Source organism: Caldicellulosiruptor obsidiansis OB47, assembly GCF_000145215.1.
Lineage (GTDB): Bacteria > Bacillota > Thermoanaerobacteria > Caldicellulosiruptorales > Caldicellulosiruptoraceae > Caldicellulosiruptor > Caldicellulosiruptor obsidiansis.
The window spans coordinates 1,775,045-1,800,632 of sequence record NC_014392.1 but is presented as its reverse complement, the minus strand read 5'-3'; the positions used below and the strand labels follow the sequence as shown (position 1 = coordinate 1,800,632).

Genomic DNA, 25,588 nt, shown 5'->3' with positions numbered 1-25,588 from the left:
TCATAATGATTGTATATAACGGTAGATATTGTGTTGTTAGAATATTTTTCATCTAAATGTAAAATAAAAGGTAAAATAAAAAGAGGGGGTTAGTAGATAATATGAAGAAAAAATTAGTTAAAATTGTAGCTCGCTTGACATTGATTATATTTATAGCAAGTATTTGTTTGTTTGGTACAATGAGTTATTATCCAATTGAAACCAAAGCAGCACCTGACTGGAGCATTCCAAGTTTATATGAGAGTTATAAGAATGATTTTAGGATAGGTGTAGCAATACCTGCAAAATGTTTGAGCAACGATACAGACAGAAGGATGGTATTGAAACATTTTAACAGTCTAACAGCGGAGAATGAAATGAAGCCAGAAAGTTTATTAGCTGGGCAAACAAGTACAGGCTTAAATTATAGATTTAGCACTGCTGATGCCTTTGTAGACTTTGCGAATACGAACAATATAGGAATTAGAGGACATACTTTAGTGTGGCACAGCCAGACGCCTGATTGGTTTTTTAAAGACAGCAGTGGACAAAGGTTAACCAAGGATGCGTTGTTAGCAAGATTGAAGCAATATATATATGATGTTGTAGGAAGGTATAAGGGAAAAGTATACGCATGGGACGTTGTAAATGAAGCTATTGATGAGAATCAGTCTGATGGTTATAGGCGTTCGACATGGTATGAGATTTGTGGACCAGAATACATTGAGAAAGCATTTATATGGGCACATGAAGCAGATCCCAACGCAAAGCTATTTTATAATGACTATAATACTGAGATTTCCAAGAAAAGAGATTTCATATACAACATGGTTAAAAATTTAAAATCAAAAGGAATACCAATACATGGTATTGGAATGCAATGCCATATAAATGTTAACTGGCCATCAGTTAGCGAAATAGAGAATAGCATAAAGTTATTCAGTTCAATACCAGGCATAGAAATTCATATAACAGAGCTTGATATGAGTTTATACAATTACGGATCAAGCGAAAACTATTCGACACCACCGCAGGACTTGCTTCAGAAGCAAGCTCAGAAGTACAAAGAATTATTTACAATGTTGAAGAAGTATAAGGATGTTGTAAAAAGTGTAACTTTTTGGGGATTAAAAGATGATTATTCATGGTTAAGATCTTTTAATGGCAAGAATGATTGGCCATTATTGTTTTTTGAGGATTACAGTGCAAAACCAGCTTATTGGGCAGTAATAGAAGCATCAGGGGCATCAACAACACCAGCTCCAACTACAACTATTACGCCAACCCCAACACCTACACCAACTGCTACTCCAACACCGACGCCGACACCGACAGTGACGGTGGCACCGACGCCAACACCGAGCAGCAGTCCGGCAACAGGTGGGCAGATAAAGGTATTGTATAAGAACATGGAGACAAATGCTACGACGAACACGATAAGACCGTGGTTGAAGGTAGTAAATAGTGGTAGCAGTGCGATAGATTTGAGCAGGGTAACGATAAGGTACTGGTACACGGTAGATGGAGACAAGACACAGAGTGCGGTAAGCGACTGGGCACAGATAGGAGCAAGCAATGTGACATTCAAGTTTGTGAAGCTGAGTAGTAGCGTAAGTGGAGCGGACTATTATTTAGAGATAGGATTTAAGAGTGGAGCGGGTCAGTTGCAGCCTGGGAAGGACACAGGGGAGATACAGATAAGGTTTAACAAGAGTGACTGGAGCAATTACAATCAGGGAAATGACTGGTCATGGGCACAGAGCATGACGAGTTATGGAGAGAATGTGAAGGTAACGGCGTATATAGATGGAGTGCTGGTATGGGGTCAGGAGCCGAGTGGAGCGACACCAGCCCCAACAGTAACACCGAAACCAACTGCGACACCAACAGTAACGCCAACCCCAACAGTGACAACAACGCCAACACCAACACCCACACCCACACCCACACCAACACCAACTGCTACTCCAACACCGACGCCGACACCGACAGTGACGGTGGCACCGACGCCAACACCGAGCAGCAGTCCGGCAACAGGTGGGCAGATAAAGGTATTGTATAAGAACATGGAGACAAATGCTACGACGAACACGATAAGACCGTGGTTGAAGGTAGTAAATAGTGGTAGCAGTGCGATAGATTTGAGCAGGGTAACGATAAGGTACTGGTACACGGTAGATGGAGACAAGACACAGAGTGCGGTAAGCGACTGGGCACAGATAGGAGCAAGCAATGTGACATTCAAGTTTGTGAAGCTGAGTGGTAGCGTAAGTGGAGCGGACTATTATTTAGAGATAGGATTTAAGAGTGGAGCGGGTCAGTTGCAGCCTGGGAAGGACACAGGGGAGATACAGATAAGGTTTAACAAGAGTGACTGGAGCAATTACAATCAGGGAAATGACTGGTCATGGGCACAGAGCATGACGAGTTATGGAGAGAATGTGAAGGTAACGGCGTATATAGATGGAGTGCTGGTATGGGGTCAGGAGCCGAGTGGAGCGACACCAGCCCCAGTAGCGACACCAACACCTACGCCAGCACCTACAGCAACTCCAACACCGACAGCGACAGCAACACCAACAGCTGCTCCAACAATCACGCCAACTCCAACAATCACAGCTACCCCGACTCCAACTCCCGCTCCAACATCCACACCGGCATATTCGGACGATACGAATGATGACTGGCTCTATGTAAGCGGCAACAAGATTGTTGATAAAGACGGCAGACCTGTTTGGCTAACAGGTGTGAACTGGTTCGGTTACAATACAGGAACGAATGTATTCGATGGTGTTTGGAGTTGTAATCTTAAAAGTACTCTTGCAGAAATAGCAAATAGAGGATTTAACTTATTGAGAGTACCAATCTCTGCAGAGTTGATTCTGAACTGGTCACAAGGTATTTATCCAAAGCCCAACATAAACTACTATGTAAATCCAGAGCTTGAGGGTAAAAATAGTCTTGAAGTATTTGATATTGTTGTGCAGACATGTAAAGAGGTCGGATTGAAAATTATGTTGGACATCCATAGCATAAAAACAGATGCGATGGGACATATATATCCAGTATGGTATGATGACAAATACACCCCAGAAGATTTCTACAAAGCTTGCGAATGGATTACGAATAGATATAAAAATGACGATACAATAATTGCCTTCGACCTAAAAAATGAGCCACATGGCAAACCTTGGCAAGATGCGACTTTTGCAAAATGGGATGATTCAACAGATATAAATAATTGGAAGTATGCGGCTGAGACGTGTGCGAAAGGAATACTCAACATAAATCCAAATCTTCTCATCGTAATAGAGGGAATTGAAGCATATCCGAAAGATGATGTGACATGGACTTCTAAATCCTCAAGCGATTACTACTCGACGTGGTGGGGTGGAAACCTGCGAGGTGTAAGGAAATATCCAATTAACCTTGGTAAATATCAAAACAAAGTGGTATATTCACCTCATGATTATGGGCCGTCTGTTTACCAACAACCGTGGTTCTATCCAGGCTTCACGAAAGAAACATTGCTTCAAGACTGCTGGCGTCCAAATTGGGTATACATTATGGAAGAAAATATAGCACCCTTGTTGATTGGAGAATGGGGTGGATACCTTGATGGAGGAGATAATGAAAAGTGGATGAAATGTTTGCGTGACTATATTATAGAAAATCATATACATCATACATTCTGGTGCTTTAACGCAAATTCAGGTGATACAGGCGGATTGGTAGAGTATGATTTCACAACATGGGATGAGAGTAAATACACATTCTTAAAACCTGCTCTGTGGCAAGACAGCCAAGGTAGATTTGTTGGATTAGATCACAAGCGACCTCTAGGTACGAATGGAAAGAATATTAACGTTACAATATACTATAATAACAATGAACCGGCACCAGTACCGGTCACAAAATAAGGGAAAAATATAACAATCGTAACGTATATTCAAGGAAAAATAAGAAGGTAAAGCTACCACAAATTCAAAACATTGGGCAAAGAAATGAAAGAAGAGAGACAAACGGTATAATGTCAAGGGGGTTTTTAAAAAAATTTTTTAGATAATTAGGGCAAAAAAGACAATAGAATACCGAGCCACTCAGCATGGAAAAATTTAACTGGCAGCTTGTTTAGAGAAGATTATTAAATTAAAAAATTGGGACTAACTAAGTATTGTAAACATCACCTCTTTCTTGATATATTTGACCAAGGCTAGAGCATGGCAAAGATCAGAGGAATCAAACGTCTTGCGGTTAGGACGAGGGCACGTTTATGCTGGTGTTTGGTAACCTCTGAGAACTTCTTGTTGTAGAAAGCTTTGTAACGTACTGTGTGCTACAGCACACAGTTAGCAGCCTCAACAAGATAGTATCTCAGATATTGGTTACCACACTTAGCCAATGATACATCTTGGGCATTGAAATTGCCTGATTGATATTGAGTCCAGACCAGGCCGGAGTATTTAGCTAAAGCAGCTTCATTTTTGAAGCGCTTGATATCACCGATTTCAGCGCAGATAGCAGCTGCAAGAACATCACCTATGCCAGGAATGGTAGTCAGGGTTTGAGAGAAAGCTTTAAGAAGTTTTGAGATTTCTTTGTCGAGTTTTTTAAGTTGTTCTTGCATAAATCTAATGTTTTCAAGGGTCATAGACAAAGCTAAGTCATTTGCCTCAGCCAACATAGGATGTAATCTGTATGAACGCTTGAGCCTCGGTTTTAAGTATTTCAGCGATTTTGTTGACATCTGAGAGTCTATTGTTGCCGTTATCGGATACGAACTTAATTAAATCTTTCTTGTGGCATGGAGGCAATGTCGTCAGGTGTAAAGTTTTCGATGATAGCACAAGATGCCTTACCGAAGATATTGGAAAAAGGACAATCTTGAGAGAAAGTGGAGAATTTAAGGTATATGAGATTTAGAGCTCTGTTTTTTTTCACGAGTTAGATTATGAACAAGGTGGTAGTGCATTCTGGTAAGGCGTTGTAGTGCAGCATATTTGAAATCTGGTAAAGGTGTTGGATTTAGCTTACTGAACCTGACACATTCAGCGATGATAATTGCATCGATGTTATCTGTTTTAGGCAAGAAAGTGTAGATTTTTTTAAAGCCTTTGACAACGCTTGGGTTGAGGACATAAAAAGTTGGTTTATATGGCAGCAGTTCAGATGAAGAAGCAAGAAACAAGTGCAGATGCCAAGCGAAATAGCAAGTTGCTTCCATGCCGAATTTAACGTAGGATAGATTATACTGGCTGAGGCAGTCAATAACTCTTTTGATTAATTCGTTAGCACCTTCTTGATGGTTAGGCAAGGAAAAAGGTTTTTTAATCAAGTGGTTACCGGCATCATCGATGAAGAAGATGGAATTTGACTGACTACTGATATCAATGCCCACGATTAAAGTATTTGGCAATTTGAAGACCTCCTTTTTGCAAGTAGTGGTAAGAAAAAGTATTAAGCCCTTTATCCCTGGGGATTACATGACAATAGCAGCCTCGCCGATATTAGAGCTACTTGAGCAGTTTATGCTGTAGCACACATCTGACATGCTCAAATCAGATGTGGAAAACTGACCGTGCACAGCAAACGAGTAAACATTACTCATGTAATCCTTTGGGGTTCAGTCTTCCGCGAGCTGTGACGTGCAGATATCAAAGCACGTCCAGCAGGAGGTGGTCAAAAAATATCCAAATAAACTAAATCAGGCTTAAACTTTTTCTGATTTTAGTTTACCAAAGATAAAGGGCAAATTTAAGTTGTAGCAGTCAATTTTAATATTCAATTTTTGAGAAGTGAGTGTTTTAAGAAAAGCTTTGCTATAAAGGTGAGTTTCCAGTAATCAATTGGTACTAATAATTTAATGTACCAATTGAGATATGAAGTTTTAAGTGATTTGATAATTATATGATACGAGGAGGTGAAGCGTTCAAAATCATTAGTAATTACTAATAATTTACATTGAAGAGAGTATGACAAACAGTTTAAGTCAAATCAAAATCAAAGAAATTTATTAGAAAGAAAGATTTATTAGAAAAGAAAGAAGAGGGGGTTAGAAGTAAAAATGAGGGGAACTAAAAAAGTGCTAAGAGGGTTAACCGTATCCTTAATTGTAGTGTTTCTCCTACAAGTCATTCTTTTCTTTCATGGAAATAATTACAACAAGGCTAAAGCGGCAACAACATTTAACTATGGTGAAGCTCTTCAAAAGGCGATTATGTTTTACGAATTCCAAATGTCGGGTAAACTACCGTCATGGGTTCGTAACAACTGGCGTGGAGATTCAGGTCTGAATGATGGTAAAGATGTTGGTTTGGACCTCACTGGTGGTTGGCATGATGCAGGTGATCATGTAAAGTTTAATCTTCCAATGTCATATAGCGCATCAATGCTTGCATGGGCGGTTTATGAGTACAGAACAGCATTTGAGAAGAGCGGGCAGCTTGAACATATACTCAATCAGATAGAATGGGTAAACGACTACTTTGTAAAATGTCATCCATTAAAGTATGTATACTATTATCAAGTTGGTGATCCAATTGAAGACCACAATTTCTGGGGTCCGGCAGAAGTAATGCAAATGAAACGACCTGCATACAAGTGTGATTTGAATAACCCTGCTAGTTCAGTTGTTGCTGAGACAGCAGCATCTTTAGCAGCTGCATCAATTGTAATACGTGAGAGAAATAAACAGAAAGCGGACATATATTTACAGCATGCGATAGATCTTTTTGATTTTGCAGACAGAACTCGCAGCGATACAGGGTACATAGCAGCAACGGGCTTTTATACATCAGGTGGTTTCATAGATGATCTTGGTTGGGCGGCAGTGTGGTTATATCTTGCGACAAATGACAAATCATATTTAGATAAAGCTGAGGCGCTTATGGCAGAATATGCCGGTGGCACAAATACATGGACACAGTGCTGGGACGATGTAAGATACGGAGCAATATTACTTTTAGCAAAAATTACTAATAAAGACATATATAAAGGTGCTGTTGAAAGAAATCTTAATCATTGGACATATAACATAACATATACACCTAAGGGTCTTGCATGGTTAACAGGGTGGGGCTCACTTAGGTATGCTACAACTGCTGCTTTCTTAGCGTTTGTTTATGCAGATTGGTCGGGATGTCCAGAATATAAGCGAACAGCTTATCTAAAATTTGGTGAGAGTCAGATTAACTATGCATTAGGTTCAACAGGTAGAAGCTTTTTAGTAGGATTTGGCCATAATTATCCACAACATCCACATCATAGAAATGCTCATAGCTCATGGGCTAATAGTATGCGAATACCAGAATATCATCGTCATATACTTTATGGTGCTTTAGTGGGAGGCCCAGGCTCAGATGACAGCTATAATGACGACATTACAGACTACGTACAAAACGAGGTTGCTTGCGATTACAATGCCGGCATTGTTGGTGCATTGGCAAAGATGTACCTTATGTATGGAGGAGAACCCATACCTAATTTTAAAGCAATAGAGACACCAACTAACGATGAAATTTTTGTTGAATCTAAATTTGGTAATTCGCAAGGTGCAAATTATACGGAAATAATTTCATATATCTACAATCGAACAGGATGGCCTCCACGTGTAACAGAAAATTTAAAGTTCAAATACTTCATCGATCTTAGTGAGCTAATCAATGCAGGGTATAGTGCTGACGTTGTTAAAGTAGACACTTATTATGCAGAAGGGGCTAAAATATCGGGTCCTTATGTTTGGAACGCGTCGAAAAACCTTTATTATATACTGGTGGACTTTACAGGAACAAAAATATATCCAGGTGGAGAAGTAGAACACAAGAAACAAGCGCAATTTAAGATATCTGTACCTCAAGGTGTTCCTTGGGATCCAACAAATGATCCATCTTATGCAGGATTAACTAGAGATTTAAGCAAGAATAAATTCATAGCAGCTTATGAGGGTGATACCTTGGTATGGGGACAAGAACCAGGCGGTTCAGCAGGTTCCATCCCAGCTCCGACGTCAACCGTGACATCCACACCCACACCCACACCAACACCAACTGCTACTCCAACACCGACGCCGACACCGACAGTGACGGTGGCACCGACGCCAACACCGAGCAGCAGTCCGGCAACAGGTGGGCAGATAAAGGTATTGTATAAGAACATGGAGACAAATGCTACGACGAACACGATAAGACCGTGGTTGAAGGTAGTAAATAGTGGTAGCAGTGCGATAGATTTGAGCAGGGTAACGATAAGGTACTGGTACACGGTAGATGGAGACAAGGCACAGAGTGCGGTAAGTGACTGGGCACAGATAGGAGCAAGCAATGTGACATTCAAGTTTGTGAAGCTGAGTAGTAGCGTAAGTGGAGCGGACTATTATTTAGAGATAGGATTTAAGAGTGGAGCGGGTCAGTTGCAGCCTGGGAAGGACACAGGGGAGATACAGATAAGGTTTAACAAGAGTGACTGGAGCAATTACAATCAGGGAAATGACTGGTCATGGGCACAGAGCATGACGAGTTATGGAGAGAATGTGAAGGTAACGGCGTATATAGATGGAGTGCTGGTATGGGGTCAGGAGCCGAGTGGAGCGACACCAGCCCCAACAGTAACACCGAAACCAACTGCGACACCAACAGTAACGCCAACCCCAACAGTGACAACAACGCCAACACCAACACCCACACCCACACCCACACCAACACCAACTGCTACTCCAACACCGACGCCGACACCGACAGTGACGGTGGCACCGACGCCAACACCGAGCAGCAGTCCGGCAACAGGTGGGCAGATAAAGGTATTGTATAAGAACATGGAGACAAATGCTACGACGAACACGATAAGACCGTGGTTGAAGGTAGTAAATAGTGGTAGCAGTGCGATAGATTTGAGCAGGGTAACGATAAGGTACTGGTACACGGTAGATGGAGACAAGGCACAGAGTGCGGTAAGTGACTGGGCACAGATAGGAGCAAGCAATGTGACATTCAAGTTTGTGAAGCTGAGTAGTAGCGTAAGTGGAGCGGACTATTATTTAGAGATAGGATTTAAGAGTGGAGCGGGTCAGTTGCAGCCTGGGAAGGACACAGGGGAGATACAGATAAGGTTTAACAAGAGTGACTGGAGCAATTACAATCAGGGAAATGACTGGTCATGGGCACAGAGCATGACGAGTTATGGAGAGAATGTGAAGGTAACGGCGTATATAGATGGAGTGCTGGTATGGGGTCAGGAGCCGAGTGGAGCGACACCAGCCCCAACAGTAACACCGAAACCAACTGCGACACCAACAGTAACGCCAACCCCAACAGTGACAACAACGCCTACTCCAACACCAACCCCAACGTTAACCCCAACGCCGACGGTGACAGTTACACCGACACCTACACCAACGCCGAGCAGTGGGATAGTGAGAATAGATACTAGCACATTAATAGGAACCAATCACGCACATTGCTGGTACAGAGATAAACTGGAGACGGCATTGCGAGGAATAAGGTCATGGGGTATGAACTCTGTGAGGGTAGTGCTGAGTAATGGCTACCGATGGACGAAGATACCAGCAAGCGAAGTGGCAAATATTATATCATTGTCAAGAAGTCTTGGGTTCAGAGCTATTGTATTAGAAGTTCACGACACGACAGGATATGGTGAGGACGGGGCAGCATGTTCATTGGCACAAGCAGTAGAATACTGGAAAGAGATAAAGAGTGTGTTAGAAGGTAATGAGGATTTTGTTATAATAAACATTGGTAATGAGCCGTATGGGAACAATAACTATCAAAACTGGGTTAATGACACGAAGAATGCTATAAAAGCGCTAAGGGATGCAGGATTCAAACACACGATAATGGTGGATGCGCCGAACTGGGGGCAGGATTGGTCTAATACTATGAGAGACAATGCCCAGAGCATAATGGAAGCAGATCCGCTGCGCAATTTGGTATTTTCGATTCATATGTACGGTGTATACAATACAGCAAGCAAGGTAGAAGAATATATCAAGTCATTTGTGGAGAAAGGGCTGCCATTAGTTATTGGGGAGTTTGGGCATCAGCATACAGATGGTGATCCTGACGAGGAAGCTATTGTCAGGTATGCAAAACAATACAAGATAGGACTTTTTAGCTGGTCTTGGTGTGGCAATTCGAGCTATGTAGGTTATTTGGACATGGTAAACAATTGGGATCCCAATAATCCAACTCCATGGGGACAATGGTATAAAACTAATGCGATTGGTGCTAAATAAAGTGAAGTGCGAAAATTATTTGAAAGATATGATAGTCCAATTAGCACTAATATATGAATTATTTAGTCAAATGACAGGGTGGGTCTTCTATACGCCCGCCCTGTTGATTTTATGAAACACACGTTATGCAAAAAAATATCAAAAATTTGAACCATTAACTTAATCACAACTGAATAGAATGCTTTATACTCGTATTTGTCCAGAATACCCATCCTATAAAAATTTTATGCATTATCGATTGTTAAAAATGTTGCATTGAAGAGTGTTAAGTGTATAATTATTAGAAAGTCATCAGAAGAACTCTACGCAACCAATGTTATATTTTTTTAATTACTAAAACAATTAAAAAAATAAAACAATTAAAAAAATTTCTAAGCAGTGTTTGGCTGTCAACATATACAATAAAAGCAAAGGAGTGAAAAATTAATGAAAAACAAAAATGTATTATTATTACTCTCAATTCTGATTGCCACGGGATACTTTATTCTCCAGGTTATTTCCATTGGCTCAAGAGAAATACCAACGACATATTGGGCATCCAAAGAAGAGGGCAGTACAATTGAAGTGAGAATTTCACCCAAGATGTTTATAAAGGACTTCTTTATCTATTTTGGTTACGGAGATGGGAAAGTTGATATACAATTTTTGAACGATAACTCTGTAATATTCCAACAATCTGTCCAATCAGCCTTTTTTCAAGGTAAGGTAATATCAGTTAATAACGTCGTTGACAAAGTGCTTATCGTGACACATGGAAATGGTCTTGAGATTAGAGAAATTGCAGCAAAAAAAGATGACAAACAGTTTATAGATTTTTCAAACGCAGCAATTGGTATTTTAAAAGGCTTCAACTATTCAGGAAATCCTTATAATTTAGTTGATGAGCAAACCAAAATGAAAAGTATAGTAAGTTACCGTTACAGTTCATATTTTGATGAGATATATCATGCAAGAACAGCCTACGAACTGTTAAAGGGGTTGCCGCCTTATGATTTAGTTCATCCACCCTTAGGTAAATGGTTAATATCAGTTGGAATGGCAATATGGGGGGTAAATCCATTTGGATGGAGAATTGTTAATTTAATTTTTGGTTCAATTGCGTTGGTTCTTATACTAATTTTATTCACTAAGCTACACAAACCCTCATTTTGGTGCGGAATAGCAGTTATAATATTGATGGCAAGTGACTTTTTGCATAATAGCTTGTCGAGAACAGCGAACCTCGATACATTCAGTTTGTTTTTTATTCTTTTATGTTCAATTTTTGGAATGTCGTACATAAGTAGTATACTAAACAGGAAAGAAAAATTATCCAAAACGAATTTAGCGTACTTTTTGTCATTTTCAACTGGAGGATTAGCATTTGCATGTAAATGGAATGCTTTGTATTCAATTACACCTATTTTAACAATTTCATTCGCATATAGAGTGTATAATCTTATAAAAAGTAATGACAAAAATTGGGTTATAAAGACAATCAAGAATGGATTATTATCCATCATAGCTTTTATAATACCTTATTATCTCACATACCTGCCAATAACAATAAAATATCCATATCATAACCTGCCAGGGGCAGTCATAAGTGATTTTGTAATGTTACAAAACCATATTTGGAAATACCATTCGACATTAGTGGCAACGCATCCATTTTCTTCTGAGTGGTATCAATGGCTATTGTCAACAAAACCACTATGGGCTTATTATGACAATTCGTTGCCAAGTAATTTACGTTCGACTATTGCATATTTAGGGAATCCAGTTATGTGGGGTCTAGGATTGTTAGCGCTGGCATATTTATTGATAGTGGCTCTGAAAAATCCCAAAAACAATTTGAGTTCTTTTATAGTAATTGCAAGCTATATATCTTCAATTGTTCCATGGATGTTTATAGGTAGAATCAAGTTCATATATCATTATTACCTCGCATTACCTTGGCTTTACATAGCGATAGCTATGGCAATTGATAATCTAAATCTAAAGCAAGGATTAAAAGAAAAAGTCGCAATGACAGTAAGTAGTTTAGCTCTGATTATGCTTATCATATACTATCCTGCTGTGAGCGGTTTGACTGTGTCAGCAAAATACATTGATATGCTAAAGATAATGAAGAGTTGGATATTCTAACAAAGTTGTGTAAATAGAGAAGGGGAGAATGGAAAACAAGATGTCAAATAGAAAGTATGAAGCAGTAAAGAAGCTTGACGTTGCAAATAAAAAAGTTGTAGCAATAATAACATACAGTATACTAATTACAATATTGCCGTTAGGCTGGTGGATGGCTAATTTCGGTGAAGTGATGTTTAAAAGCAGGCAGCCGAATAGAATAATAGTGAGTATTATAACAATAATTGGAATTATTTTTTACAGCTACTATTTAAACTTTTGCAACAAATCGCAGATTTCAAGAATAGAATTCATATGGATGCTATTCACCGCATTTTTTGTAAGATTGGCTTTAGGTGGTGCAATATCAGGACATCCGATAGATGTAAATTGTTTCAAGGCATGGATGAACATTGCTTCAACTGATATGTTCAACATTTATGAGAAGAACGTTTTTATTGACTACCTGCCAGGATATTTAATCATCTTAGAATTATTTAAAAACATTGCTTCGATAGTCCACAGTACCATTTCAGATGACCTACTTATTAAATTACCGAACATCTTAGCTGACATTGCCATTGGAGTAATGGTGTTAGGCCTTAAGCAAAAGTGTGGAAGTCGACCAACTCGTGAGGAAAGTACAATAATTTTGTTTAATCCCGCACTAATTTTGCTCTCATCAATGTGGGGACAGAGTGACAGCTTTGTATCCATGTTGTTGGTTATGCTATTTGTTAGCTTAGTTTACAATGCCCATATTTTAGTTGGATGTGTAGCAGCCTATTTATTGTTCACAAAACCTCAATTTATCCTATATTTTCCGCTAATAGTACTATACTGGGTATACAATCTTTGGCTTAGAAATAGAACAGTGGACATAATAAAACAAATAATTTCTTTTAGCATTGTAAGCGGCGGATTGTATTTTCTTTTCATGCCTCATAAGGAGATTTTATGGCTTCCAAAGTTCTTTATAAAAATAGCAGGAGAATATCCTTATTACACAGTAAATGCATTTAATATCTATTACGCAGGAGGCTTAAATTGGGTCAAAACAGGAGGTATGTACAATTGCATAAATATAATTATTTTGGCAATTGCATACATTTTGGTGTTGGTGCTAATTGGCATTGGATTAAAAAAAACAAATGATCATTTAATCCAACTAAGGTATCTCCTGCAAGGTGGTTTTGTAATTGGCTTACTTTCTTATAACCTTATGACAGGTATGCATGAAAGATATTCGATATTTGCATGGTTATTTTGTCTAATGGTATATGTACTGATTAATGACATAAGATGGTTAAGGATATCAATGATTATTTCCTTGTTGACCTTTATGAATATATCGAAGGTTTTGAATCTTTCTCTGTCAAACGTTTATTTTGTTCAAAGAGAATTTTCAAATTTTTTAGTGGCAATAGCGAATATTGTCATTCTCATTGTGTCACTTTATATTATTACTAGCAGCCTGCTAAAGCACAAAAAAATGTGTAGGTATGATAGCATGAATACACGAAAACAAAAGAAAATACTTTAGGAGGGGTGGTAAAGAATGAAGAGTAAAAAGAGAAACAAAAGACAAAAAGGTAAGCAAAAAAAACAGCAAACGAAAATTCAGTTCAAAGAACTTTTGAGGTTGCCTATTGTAAAAAGTTTTATAATCATATTAATTTTATCCTTATTGATAACAACAATATATAGCACAACAACAATTGTAATCAAAAAAAATATTGCTAACCAATTTTTTTCAGTCTCAGATGAAAGTTATCAAAATGTAGCATATCTCAATAGTAAATTAGTTATGTTTGAAAAGAATGATAAATGGGGGATAATGGATATAAAGGGAAATATTATAGTAAAGCCAACATATGAAAGGATACTATTAGAAAGTGAGGGAATGATTCCAGTCAAGCTTAAAAATAAATGGGGCTTTATTGATATCTATGGGAAAGTTAAGCTAAAACCACAATTTGACAATGTAACTGCATTTACAAACCAGCTTGCAGCTGTGTGTGTGAACAACAGGTGGGGAATTATAGATAAGTCAGGTAAATATACTTTAAAGCCTCAGTATCAAGACATAATTATACATCCAAGCAAAATGATTCAAGCCAAAAAGTATAATAAATGGGGAATTATCGATGAAAAAGGAAATCAAATTGTACCATTAAAATACAAAGAGATACAAATTTTGAATTACAAGGGTGTCATTGTTGCTAAAGAAAAAGATAGTTACAAAGTAATATCGATCACAAACAAAAAGGAAAGTAAAGACAACTATAGCAACTTTTCATTAAACATTGGGAAAATGTTACCTGTTATGAGAAACAATAAGTGGGGCATTTTAAATCTTGAAACATTATCAGAAGTTTATCCGGCGATTTATGATGAAATATGGGTCCACAATGAAGGCTGGTTGGAGCTTAAAAAAGATAAAAAGTTGTACATTATGTTTTCTGACGGTAAAATGTTAGCTAAAGCTTTTAAAAGGGATTCGCTAGTTGTTTCTTCAAACAAAACGATTTCAATAAAACAAAATAATGGAGTCATAACCTTAGTAAATCTTGATTCACGAAAGACGATAGATATAAAAGCACATGATATAACAGTATTTAACAATGGTTTTGCGGCAGTCAAGGTTAAAGACAAGTGGGGGTTGATTGCAGAAAATGGGAAGTTTGTTATTAAGCCAAAGTATGATTCTATCTGGATAGCAGACAAAGACATAATTGTAGTTTATCTCAATGGAAAGTGGGGGTTAGCGAAAATGAACGGGGGAGCTTTAACACCACTGAACTATGATTTAATAGGCGAAGTAAAAGATGGATACGTAGCATTTCTAAAAAATGGCAAATGGGGTGTGCTGCTAAAGACGGGCAAGATACTGCTGAAACCGAAATTTGACCAAATTACACTTCATACAAGGAATTATATATTTGCAAGACAAAATGATACCTGGTTTCTCATAGTAATTAAGAATAATAAAAAATACTTTTACAGATTCAAAACGTTTTCTATGATGAGAATTAATGACAATATTTGGGCATATACTACAAAGAAAGGCATGAAAGTTATTATTCTAAAGAAATAATTATGAAATAGTTATAATGATTAACCCACAAAAAATGAGTAAGCAAAAAATTTTAAATTGAGGAGGTTTATTATGAATAAAAAAATCTATTTTTGGTAATGGGTATATTGCTTATTTCAATCATCTTGTCGTTGTTTATTTTTAAGGGTAAAATTGCAAGGATAATTGATGATCACAAGGTAGTGTTAGAAGTAAATGGAGAACAAGTTACCAAAAGAGAGTACAAAATAAGGTTTAATACCCTGAAAGAGAATGCAATTCAATTTTCTTCACGTGCAGACATCTTGGATCAAGTGTTTAACGGAAAAACATATAGAGAGTTATTGAAAGATGAGTTGTTTACGATTTTAACAGAAGAATTGCTGTGCTTACAGGATGCCAGAAGAAGAAATATTTATCTCACAAAGCAAGAAGAAGAAGAAATAAAAAAATATATTGAAGAACTAAAGGCAAACGAGGAAATGAGGAGTTACTTTAACCAGTATCTCCGAAAAATAGGTTCAGATGAAAATCATTTTTACAGAGACTTGCATAAGACTAGAATCATTAATAAACTTTACAGTTCTATTACAAGCAAAACAACTGTTAGTGACTCAGAGATAGTTAATTACTATAATACTAATAAAAATCAGTTTAAGAAGATAAAAATCATGGACATTTTTCTAAAGGTGGAGAATGAGGAGGAGGATGTTCAAAAAAGAGAAATTGCAAATAAGATAGTATCTGAATTAAAAAAGGGAGAGGATTTTGAAAAGTTAGTCAAAAAGTACACAGAGGATGAAAGTGTAGGGATAACAAAAGGAATAATTGATTACTTTAGGAAAGGCGAAAAAGAAGCAGAGTATGGTAGTGTTTTTGAAGAGGAAGTGTTTAAATTAGCCGTTGGACAAGTCAGTAATATAATAAAGACTATAAAAGGCTATCATATAGTAAAAGTACTTGATGAAAAATACATGCCTCTTGATGAAGTAAAAGGAGAAATTCAATCAAAGTTGATGAAACAAAAGAAAGACCAAGTTTTTAGGTTATACATTGAAAATTTAAAGAAGTCATCTAAAATCAATGTTTATAAGGATAGAACAAAAGATCTTTAAGCAAAAATTTAAATTGATTCTACTTGCATAGAAGTTTAGGAAAAATGCAACAATTGTTAATATAAAAAAGAGCAATATTGTAATAATTATTTGCAAAATAATGATAGAATTAATTTGCCTTAAAAATATAAAATGATACATGATAGGAAGCGTGTATAAAATTTAATACAATACGAAAGACAGAAGTGAGGTGATAGAAACTCAAGATAAAGTATAATTTTCAATTACCTAACTCAGACTATTAAATCCATAACTGAAAAGAGGGGGTTAAGATGCGAAGGGGTATAGCGTTATTTATTGCAATTATCTTTTTATGCACAACTATGTATGGCTTAATCATTCCAGTTAGGGCGGAGAGTGTAGTCACTACTCAAAAGTACATTTGGAAAAATGTAAAGATTGAGGGTGGTGGCGGTTTTATTACAGGAATAGTTTTCAATCCTAAAGAAAAGAACCTAGTTTATGTAAGAACAGATATTGGTGGCGCTTATAGAAGTACAGATGGTGGGAATACATGGACTCAGCTTATGAATTGGGTAAGCTATGATGAGTGGAATTTGTTAGGTGTGGAGAGTATTGCCACTGACCCTGTTGATCCAAATCGACTGTATATTGCTGCAGGTACCTATACAAATAGTTGGACAAATATGAATGGGGTTCTTTTACGTTCAAAAGATAAAGGTAATACATTTGAACGAACTCCTTTACCATTCAAATTGGGCGGTAATATGCCCGGTCGAAATATGGGAGAGAGATTAGCTATTGATCCGAATAACAATAGTATCTTATATTTAGGTACACGCGAAGGAAATGGACTATGGAAAAGTACTGATTATGGCGTTACATGGAAAAAAGTAGAGAACTTCCCGAACCCAGGAACATATGTTGAAGATCCGAATTGTCCTTATGATTATTTGAATCATATCACAGGTATAGTATGGGTTGTATTTGATCCAACGAGCGGTAAACCCGGAGAAGGAAGCAAAGTGATTTATGTAGGGGTAGCCGATAAAAATACAAGCATATACTATACAAAAGATGGTGGGCAAACATGGGAGGCATTGCCAGGACAACCTACGGGTTTACTTCCACAACATGCAAAGTTAAGTTCAGATGGGATGCTGTATATAACATATAGCAATACGCAGGGCCCTTACAACGGTGACGATGGAGAAGTATGGAGATATAATACTAAAACTGGCGAATGGAAAAACATAAGTCCAATGCCAGCAAAAGATACTTATTTTGGATATGGAGGATTAGCTGTTGACGCTCAAAATCCAAAAGTGGTAATGGTAGCAGCTTTGAGTTCATGGTGGCCCGATACTTATATTTGGCGTAGTACAGATGGTGGTGAAACATGGAAGTGTATATGGGAATGGGCTGGATATCCTAACAGAACGCTTCACTACACTATGGATATTTCTGCAGCTCCATGGTTGAATTTTGGTATTACGAATCCAATTCCTCCCGAGACAAGTCCAAAGCTTGGTTGGATGGTTGCAGCCCTTGAGATTGATCCATTTAACTCTGATAGAATGTTATATGGGACAGGTGCTACGTTATATGGGTGTGATGATTTAACTAAATGGGACAAAGGTGAAAAGATAACAATTAAAGTAAAAGGAATTGGAATAGAAGAAACATCAGTTGCAGCATTAGTGAGCCCACCAATCGGACCACATTTATTTAGTGCAATATACGATATCGCAGGGTTTAGACATGATGATTTGGAGAAAGCACCCAACTGGACATATACTCAACCCAATATGGGTTCGACTACTGATATAGATTACGCTGAATTGAATCCAAACTTTATGGTGCGTGTAGGGAACGTTGACAAAACATGGAATCCAAACACAAACAGAATTGGTTTTTCATATGATGGTGGGAAATCATGGTTCCAAGGTAATCAAGAACCTCAAGGAATGACAGAAGGTGGAACAGTTGCTGCAGCTGCTGATGCTAGTGTAGTTGTGTGGGCACCAAAAGGTGCACCTGTATCCTATTCCACAGATAATGGTAATACATGGTATGAGTGTGCTAATGTACCTTCCGGAGCGATTGTATACTCTGATAGAGTTAATCCAAACAAGTTTTATGCTTTTAAAGATGGGAAATTCTACATTAGTAGTGACAAAGGAAAAACCTTTGTTCAATCACCACCTTCTGGCTTGCCAACAAGCGGGAACTTTAAGGCTGTTCCTGGTCGTGAAGGTGATATATGGTTAGTCGGCAATAATGGAATGTGGCATTCGGTTGATGGTGGTTATACATTTACAAAAATTGCAAATGTAGAGGAAGCAGCAAGTATTGGGTTTGGTAAACCTGCAGAGGGAAAAACATATCCGGCAATCTACACTTATGCAAAGATAAATGGAATCAGAGGAATATTTAGATCTGATGATGCAGGTGCAAGTTGGGTAAGAATAAATGATGATAATAATCAATTTGGTTGTGCTAATGCAGACATTACTGGAGATCCAAGAGTATATGGAAGAGTATTCGTTGCTACTAATGGTTTAGGAATAAAATGGGGTGAAATTGCTGATAGTGCTACAATTCCAACATCAACGCCGGTATCAACAACTGCGTCACCTACTCCAACACCGACTCCAACAGTAACATCCACCCCAACCCCAACACCAACTGCGAGTGTTACACCTACACCTACACCTACACAAACGACAACACCAACCCCAACAGTGACACCAACGCCAACTGTTACAGCGACACCGACACCAGTGCCGAGCAGCAGTCCGGCAACAGGTGGGCAGATAAAGGTATTGTATAAGAACATGGAGACAAATGCTACGACGAACACGATAAGGCCGTGGTTGAAGGTAGTAAATAGTGGTAGCAGTGCGATAGATTTGAGCAGGGTAACGATAAGGTACTGGTACACGGTAGATGGAGACAAGGCACAGAGTGCGATAAGTGACTGGGCACAGATAGGAGCAAGCAATGTGACATTCAAGTTTGTGAAGCTGAGTAGTAGCGTAAGTGGAGCGGACTATTATTTAGAGATAGGATTTAAGAGTGGAGCGGGTCAGTTGCAGCCTGGGAAGGACACAGGGGAGATACAGATAAGGTTTAACAAGAGTGACTGGAGCAATTACAATCAGGGAAATGACTGGTCATGGGCACAGAGCATGACGAGTTATGGAGAGAATGTGAAGGTAACGGCGTATATAGATGGAGTGCTGGTATGGGGTCAGGAGCCGAGTGGAGCGACACCAGCCCCAACAGTAACACCGAAACCAACTGCGACACCAACAGTAACGCCAACCCCAACAGTGACAATAACGCCAACACCAACACCCACACCCACACCCACACCAACACCAACTGCTACTCCAACACCGACGCCGACACCGACAGTGACGGTGGCACCGACGCCAACACCGAGCAGCAGTCCGGCAACAGGTGGGCAGATAAAGGTATTGTATAAGAACATGGAGACAAATGCTACGACGAACACGATAAGGCCGTGGTTGAAGGTAGTAAATAGTGGTAGCAGTGCGATAGATTTGAGCAGGGTAACGATAAGGTACTGGTACACGGTAGATGGAGACAAGACACAGAGTGCGGTAAGCGACTGGGCACAGATAGGAGCAAGCAATGTGACATTCAAGTTTGTGAAGCTGAGTGGTAGCGTAAGTGGAGCGGACTATTATTTAGAGATAGGATTTAAGAGTGGAGCGGGTCAGTTGCAGCCTGGGAAGGACACAGGGGAGATACAGATAAGGTTTAACAAGAGTGACTGGAGCAATTACAATCAGGGAAATGACTGGTCATGGGCACAGAGCATGACGAGTTATGGAGAGAATGTGAAGGTAACGGCGTATATAGATGGAGTGCTGGTATGGGGTCAGGAGCCGAGTGGAGCGACTGCAGCCCCAGTAGCGACACCAACACCTACGCCAGCACCTACAGCAACACCAACCCCAACACCAACTCCAACCCCGGCCCCAACACCAACGTCAACACTAACACCTACTTCAACACCAACCCCAACACCAACGCCGACGGTGACAGTTGCGCCTACACCGACACCTAGCAGCACACCGAGCGGGCTTGGCGAATATGGGCAGAGGTTTATGTGGTTGTGGAACAAGATCCATGATCCTGCGAACGGGTATTTTAACCAGGATGGGATACCATATCATTCGGTGGAGACACTGATATGCGAAGCACCTGATTATGGTCATTTGACCACGAGTGAGGCATTTTCGTACTATGTATGGTTGGAGGCAGTGTATGGGAAGTTGACGGGGGATTGGAGCAAATTTAAGACAGCATGGGACACATTAGAGAAGTATATGATACCGTCAGCGGAAGATCAGCCGATAAGGTCATATGATCCTAACAAGCCAGCGACATATGCAGGAGAGTGGGAGACACCGGACAAGTATCCATCGCCGTTGGAGTTTAATGTACCTGTTGGCAAAGACCCGTTGCATAATGAACTTGTGAGCACATATGGTAGCACATTGATGTATGGTATGCACTGGTTGATGGACGTAGACAACTGGTATGGATATGGCAAGAGAGGGGACGGAGTGAGCCGGGCATCATTTATCAATACGTTCCAGAGAGGACCAGAGGAGTCTGTATGGGAGACGGTGCCGCATCCGAGCTGGGAGGAATTCAAGTGGGGCGGACCGAATGGATTTTTAGACCTGTTTATTAAGGATCAGAACTATTCGAAGCAGTGGAGATACACGGATGCACCTGATGCGGATGCAAGAGCGATTCAAGCAACATATTGGGCGAAGGTATGGGCGAAGGAGCAAGGTAAGTTTAATGAGATAAGCAGCTATGTAGCGAAGGCGGCGAAGATGGGTGACTATTTGAGGTATGCGATGTTTGACAAGTATTTCAAGCCATTAGGATGTCAGGACAAGAATGCGGCTGGAGGAACAGGGTATGACAGTGCACATTATCTGCTGTCATGGTATTATGCATGGGGCGGAGCATTGGATGGAGCATGGTCATGGAAGATAGGGTGCAGCCATGCGCACTTTGGATATCAGAATCCGATGGCGGCATGGGCATTAGCGAATGATAGTGATATGAAGCCGAAGTCGCCGACCGGAGCGAACGACTGGGCGAAGAGTTTGAAGAGGCAGATAGAATTTTACAGGTGGTTGCAGTCAGCGGAGGGAGCGATAGCAGGAGGCGCGACAAATTCATGGAATGGCAGGTACGAGAAATATCCGGCAGGTACAGCGACATTTTATGGAATGGCGTATGAACCGAACCCGGTATATCGAGATCCTGGCAGCAACACATGGTTTGGATTCCAGGCATGGTCGATGCAGAGGGTAGCGGAGTATTACTATGTGACAGGAGATAAGGATGCAGGTGCACTGCTTGAGAAGTGGGTAAGCTGGATTAAGAGTGTAGTGAAGTTGAATAGTGATGGGACATTTGCGATACCGTCGACGCTTGATTGGAGCGGACAACCTGATACATGGAAGGGGACATATACAGGGAATCCGAATTTGCACGTTAAGGTAGTTGATTATGGTACAGATTTAGGTATAACAGCGTCGCTAGCGAATGCGTTGTTGTACTATAGTGCAGGGACGAAGAAGTATGGGGTATTTGATGAGGAAGCAAAGAATTTAGCGAAGGAATTGCTGGACAGGATGTGGAAGTTGTACAGGGATAACAAAGGTTTATCAGCGCCAGAGAAGAGAGCGGACTACAAGAGGTTCTTTGAGCAAGAGGTATATATACCGGCAGGATGGACAGGGAAGATGCCGAATGGAGATGTAATAAAGAGTGGAGTTAAGTTTATAGACATAAGGAGCAAGTACAAACAAGATCCTGATTGGCCGAAGTTAGAGGCGGCATACAAGTCAGGGCAGGTACCGGAGTTCAGATATCACAGGTTCTGGGCACAGTGCGACATAGCAATAGCTAATGCAACATATGAAATACTGTTTGGCAATCAATAATAAGTAGGTAAATGAAAATTTAGCGGGGTAGCACATCTATAGGTATGGTGTGCTACCCTTTTTACTTAGATATATAATTTTGAAAAATTAAAAAGTTTGTGTGAAATAGTCCGGATAAAGTGATTAAGTATGGAAAATGTTTTAATTAACGTAATTGTAAGAAAAGAGATTACTCAATTAGTAAAAGATATTATTAATAAACAAAATTACCGCAATGAAATAGAGGGCTAATATTTTATAAATGAGAAACAAGCTTAAAATTTTCCTAGCTGAAATAAAACTTTCTTGTTTACTCTGTGACGATTTACTTGATAAAGTTTTATTATAAGTGGCGGAAGCAAATAAAATTGATATGTTTATTTATTACAATATTTAGAAATCATGTAAACAACACAGTTTTTAGTATATGGTGGGTTAGGGGGTTTACGTGGAAGAATGAAATGCTTTCTATGCTCTAAAAAAAATGTAAATGTGGTATTGTTCTTTTTATCAATTATGATTTTTGTACTTCCTTTTCTACTGTCAGTTTTCTTATTAGATTTGTCTAAAAGTCTTCTTATAAAAGACAAAATTAATAATAATTTAATTTTACTAAATAAACTTCGAGACAAAGTAGACTACGAGCTTAAAGAAATGAATGAGATAGTTACTCGTGTTCTCACCAATGGTAAATTAATTTGGGTAGGGAATCTATGGGATTTAAGAGAAAATTCATCAGATTTATGGGAATACTTTGAATATTATAAACACTTTGAATGCATTAATTGGATTAATGGAGAACTAAAACCTATCGTGATACTTTTTTTACGCAAGGGAGAAATAATATATTTTACTTCCGAAGAATTTGGTTCTTTCTTTACCTTTGGATTTAAAAATTTTTATAATTACTTTTCACCCTATAGAATGGACTTCCGTGTTTGGTACAATGAAGTATTTAATAAAAGTAATGATAAATCCAAAAACAAATTAAAGTCACATGAATTTCAAATTAATGGAAAGAAGATATCGGCATTGTATACAACATTCGACATTCCCTCTAATAATTCTGACAATCTTTTAGGAATTCTTCAAGTAATTATTGATATTAATAAGTTTCAAAAGTTGCTAAGTGAGAACGAATTAAGCAGGCAAGGTTCAGCGATTTTTATTTACGATAAAGGTGAGAAGAAAATATTAGCTTCAAATAGAGCAGACGTTAACAAAATAAAGAATAGCATTATAAAAATTTTAAACGTGGCGAAAAATTCAGGTTCTAACCCATATGATGTAGTGGTAATCCAAAATATTAGGTATGTATTTTTACGATTGACTTCAAATGTATGTGAATGGGATTATATTTACCTTGTACCGTACAACAATTTAGAAAATGAAATATACAGCAGTAAAGCTATTTATAGATTATATCAAACTGGATTTACATTTTACATAATACTTATGGGTTTGTTCATTATTTACCTCAAAAAAGGCAAAGGATTAATAAAACAGTTAACTTCCAGTTTAAAAAATGTAAATATGGAAAATGAAAATAAAACAATTTTCTTTGAAAAATTAAATGAGATAGAGGAAAAAGAACACGAGATATCAAATCATAAGTCTACCAATAGTGAAATCATTAATATAATAAACCTTCAACAAGAAGTATTAAACGATATGATAATAGAAAAGCTTGTTTATGGTTGGTTCCATAATGAAGAGACAATGGAGAGAAATATCCAAAGTGTAGGCTTAAAAGTAAGAGGGAAAAAATATCTGGTTGCTATAATTAGAGTGCTATCTTATAACCAACAAGTTAGGCTCAAAGATATAATAAAAAAAGACTTTAAAGATATTGAAATTGATGCGAGGATTAGTTTAGTGTTTTATTATGTTTACCAACTTACAGATAATGATTTTGCTATAATTATGGCATTTGATGAGGATGATGAGGAAAAGGTAAAACAAAGTGTAGATCTGTTGTTAAAATCAATAGGGGGCAAGTTAGAAATTGAAGTGTGTGGAAAATGTATAATGACAGTTGGTCGAATTTTCGATACCCTCAGCGAGTGTAAACTTTCATTTTTAGATGCAAAAGAACTTATTGAATTATACAAATTTACTAAAACAGGAAATATAGAAAAAGGAGTAGTCTGGTATTATGATACTGAAGAGAAAAATGATATTTGGTATCCAATAGAAATTGAAGAGAAATTAATGTCATTAGCGAATTTAGGGAAAACATCTGAAATAGAAGAAATTTTAAACTTATTGTATTATAAAAACTTTGCAGAAAAGAATATATCATTGAGTATGAAGTATCTATTAATTACTGAGTTGATTGGAACAATAGTTAAAATTGCAAAAAGGTCAAAACTAAATATCGAGAATTTATGTGACGTTAAAAAACTTTGTTTTGTAATAGAAGAGAATATCATCGACAGATTATTTGAAGATATAAAGCAAGTATTTATTAATATAGCTGAGAAGATCAGGAGCAATAGGAAGGCTTCTAAAGAAAAGTTGATAGAGGAGATATTAGAGTTTATAAATAAAAACGCATTTAATCCAAACATGGGTATATCTTTTGTTGCTGAAAGGTTTAATTTATGTGATTCTTATTTTTCCCATATTTTTAAAGAGGCAGTTGGTGTAAAGTTTAGTGATTATGTTGAAAAGCTTAGAATAGAGGAAGCATGTAAATTGATAAAGCTAAAAAAGTGGAATTTAGAAGAAATAAGCAAAATGGTAGGATTTACAAATATTAAAACCTTCAGAAGAGCCTTCAAAAGGGTAAAAGGATATTTACCAAGTGAAATGTTTAACATAAATGAGGAAGATACGTAGATGCCTAAATATATTGAAACCTGCCTTAATATAATCCAAAGAGATTAAAATTTTCTTTGTTTAAAGTAAACAAACCAGTTAAATAAAATATTATTTAGCCGTTATTAAACTAAAAAAGTGTCCCTTGAAATAAAGAAATCAAATTCATATATTTATACTCACAAGGGAGTGGTGGGAATCGAACGAAAAGATTTCTTCTCACTAAAAAATAATATCAAAAATAACAATATGGCAAGGGAGGGATAAAATTGTTGACACATTTTTTATAAAAATCAATTAA

9 protein-coding genes and 1 pseudogene are annotated in these 25,588 nt (G+C 38.0%); 8 read left to right on the top strand and 2 right to left on the bottom strand.

Annotated elements, in window-relative coordinates:
- Positions 1-101: 101 nt before the first annotated feature.
- On the top strand, positions 102-3,899 hold the full coding sequence (locus COB47_RS11810; RefSeq protein ID WP_013290948.1) for an endo-1,4-beta-xylanase: 3,798 nt from the start codon (positions 102-104) through the stop codon (positions 3,897-3,899).
- A 247-nt stretch (positions 3,900-4,146) separates the two neighbouring features.
- Here the strand turns inward: COB47_RS11810 and COB47_RS13015 are convergent.
- Together COB47_RS13015 and COB47_RS12795 are read right to left on the bottom strand one after the other, a co-directional pair.
- Positions 4,147-5,395: pseudogene (locus COB47_RS13015) on the bottom strand (IS110 family RNA-guided transposase).
- A gap of 63 nt (positions 5,396-5,458) precedes the next feature.
- Entirely contained in the window at positions 5,459-5,587 is a 129-nt protein-coding gene (locus COB47_RS12795; RefSeq protein WP_272941020.1) for a hypothetical protein, read from the bottom strand.
- Positions 5,588-6,043: 456 nt separating this feature from the next.
- Between COB47_RS12795 and COB47_RS12005 the strand changes: the two genes are divergently transcribed.
- The 7 genes from COB47_RS12005 (at position 6,044) to COB47_RS08350 (ending at position 25,308) form a co-directional block, all read left to right on the top strand.
- Positions 6,044-10,225 carry a glycoside hydrolase family 9 protein gene (locus COB47_RS12005; protein WP_013290947.1) on the top strand — a complete coding sequence of 1,394 codons (4,182 nt, stop codon included), beginning with the start codon at positions 6,044-6,046 and terminating at the stop codon, positions 10,223-10,225.
- Between the two features lie 564 nt (positions 10,226-10,789).
- A complete protein-coding gene (locus COB47_RS08375; protein ID WP_237698888.1) occupies positions 10,790-12,352 on the top strand; it encodes a phospholipid carrier-dependent glycosyltransferase in 1,563 nt (520 codons plus the stop codon).
- Positions 12,353-12,380: 28 nt separating this feature from the next.
- Positions 12,381-13,874, top strand: a complete 1,494-nt coding sequence (locus COB47_RS08370) for a hypothetical protein (protein ID WP_013290945.1) — start codon at positions 12,381-12,383, stop codon at positions 13,872-13,874.
- Positions 13,875-13,889: 15 nt separating this feature from the next.
- Positions 13,890-15,428 (top strand): WG repeat-containing protein, encoded by a 1,539-nt coding sequence (locus COB47_RS08365; RefSeq protein WP_013290944.1) that lies wholly within the window; start codon positions 13,890-13,892, stop codon positions 15,426-15,428.
- Positions 15,429-15,526: 98 nt separating this feature from the next.
- The gene (locus tag COB47_RS08360) at positions 15,527-16,522 is read left to right on the top strand and encodes a peptidylprolyl isomerase (protein WP_013290943.1); all 996 of its coding nucleotides are present in this window, start codon (positions 15,527-15,529) and stop codon (positions 16,520-16,522) included.
- 272 nt (positions 16,523-16,794) lie between these two features.
- Positions 16,795-22,488, top strand: a complete 5,694-nt coding sequence (locus COB47_RS08355; RefSeq protein ID WP_013290942.1) for a glycoside hydrolase family 48 protein — start codon at positions 16,795-16,797, stop codon at positions 22,486-22,488.
- Positions 22,489-23,121: 633 nt separating this feature from the next.
- Positions 23,122-25,308 carry a helix-turn-helix domain-containing protein gene (locus COB47_RS08350; RefSeq protein ID WP_237698887.1) on the top strand — a complete coding sequence of 729 codons (2,187 nt, stop codon included), beginning with the start codon at positions 23,122-23,124 and terminating at the stop codon, positions 25,306-25,308.
- Positions 25,309-25,588: the final 280 nt, after the last annotated feature.

Excerpts from the sequence above, each read along its gene's own strand:
- COB47_RS11810 (WP_013290948.1), top strand. The coding sequence starts at position 102 with ATGAAGAAAAAATTAGTTAAAATTGTAGCTCGCTTGACATTGATTATA.
- COB47_RS12795 (WP_272941020.1), bottom strand. The coding sequence starts at position 5,587 with ATGAGTAATGTTTACTCGTTTGCTGTGCACGGTCAGTTTTCCACATCT.
- COB47_RS12005 (WP_013290947.1), top strand. The coding sequence starts at position 6,044 with ATGAGGGGAACTAAAAAAGTGCTAAGAGGGTTAACCGTATCCTTAATT.
- COB47_RS08370 (WP_013290945.1), top strand. The coding sequence starts at position 12,381 with ATGGAAAACAAGATGTCAAATAGAAAGTATGAAGCAGTAAAGAAGCTT.
- COB47_RS08365 (WP_013290944.1), top strand. The coding sequence starts at position 13,890 with ATGAAGAGTAAAAAGAGAAACAAAAGACAAAAAGGTAAGCAAAAAAAA.
- COB47_RS08360 (WP_013290943.1), top strand. The coding sequence starts at position 15,527 with ATGGGTATATTGCTTATTTCAATCATCTTGTCGTTGTTTATTTTTAAG.
- COB47_RS08355 (WP_013290942.1), top strand. The coding sequence starts at position 16,795 with ATGCGAAGGGGTATAGCGTTATTTATTGCAATTATCTTTTTATGCACA.
- COB47_RS08350 (WP_237698887.1), top strand. The coding sequence starts at position 23,122 with ATGAATGAGATAGTTACTCGTGTTCTCACCAATGGTAAATTAATTTGG.